1 protein-coding gene and 1 pseudogene are annotated in these 927 nt (G+C 32.9%); both read left to right on the top strand.

Annotated elements, in window-relative coordinates:
* Positions 1-283: pseudogene (locus E1171_RS24055) on the top strand (hypothetical protein); the annotation flags it as partial.
* A 101-nt stretch (positions 284-384) separates the two neighbouring features.
* Positions 385-870, top strand: coding sequence for a hypothetical protein (locus tag E1171_RS00685; protein ID WP_187696130.1), 486 nt, complete (start codon positions 385-387; stop codon positions 868-870).
* Positions 871-927: the final 57 nt, after the last annotated feature.

Below are 927 nucleotides of genomic sequence, written 5' to 3'. Positions count from 1 at the left end.
TTTTTTGAGATCAATTCTGATTATTTCAGCATTAGGATTAACATTTTCGATTCTTCAAAAAGAAAAATATTTTGGAACTGAATGTAAAATAACTACCCCAAATATCATTGGATTGAAGATCGCCGTAGCGGATTCTTTTTTAACAAAAAGAGGGGTTAAATTATCTATTATGGATACAACCAAGGACTTAACCTTACCGGAATATGTTATTTTGAACCAAGTTCCAGAACCTGGCTTAACATATTGTGATACCATATTTGTGGTAATAAATATAAAAAATTAAGACTACACCCAACAATGGCGAGCTGCCATGCTTTGCCAGCGCACAAAAAAGCCGACGCGAAAAAAGCACAGCAGCCAGCCTAACGTTATGCATAATAGTAAATGAAGAAACATCAAGTCATATTTGAAAAAGTGAAGATTCTCTTAGAAAAGGTTTTAGGAGAGAAGTTAAATATTCATGTTGAAGAATATGATGATGGGTATAAAGAAACACATCTAACAATTAATGATACCGCCATTTGGATTTCTTGTGATGACAAAGAATTAACGGTTGGTTATGGATTAACCCATACTCATTATGACCCTCAATACGATAATATTCAGATGGGAATAGACAGATTCTTTAACTTAATCACAAAAAGAAAACGAATAACGAATTTTTATAAGGGTAACTTTTCGTACAAGAACAAAACGGAGATAGTAATTGATGATTCTACCTATGAAGATATTGGGATCGCAATGACTTGGTTATTCCCATATTGGAAAAAGACCAAGAAAGAAGTGATTTACGAAGAAAGTTTAATTGATCAGTCCAAAATAGAAGTGGAAATTAAAGAAATAAAGAACTATGCACAACAAGGTATATAGTGCATTAAAACGCGCTATATACATGAGGTTGTGTGTCACCCACCAAATGAAATGAAT

This window comes from Xanthovirga aplysinae (assembly GCF_009711365.1).
Taxonomy (GTDB): Bacteria; Bacteroidota; Bacteroidia; order Cytophagales; family Cyclobacteriaceae; genus Xanthovirga; species Xanthovirga aplysinae.
The sequence above is the reverse complement of the archived record's forward strand: the minus strand, read 5'-3'. Positions and strand labels throughout refer to the sequence as shown.

Excerpts from the sequence above, each read along its gene's own strand:
- E1171_RS00685 (WP_187696130.1), top strand. The coding sequence starts at position 385 with ATGAAGAAACATCAAGTCATATTTGAAAAAGTGAAGATTCTCTTAGAA.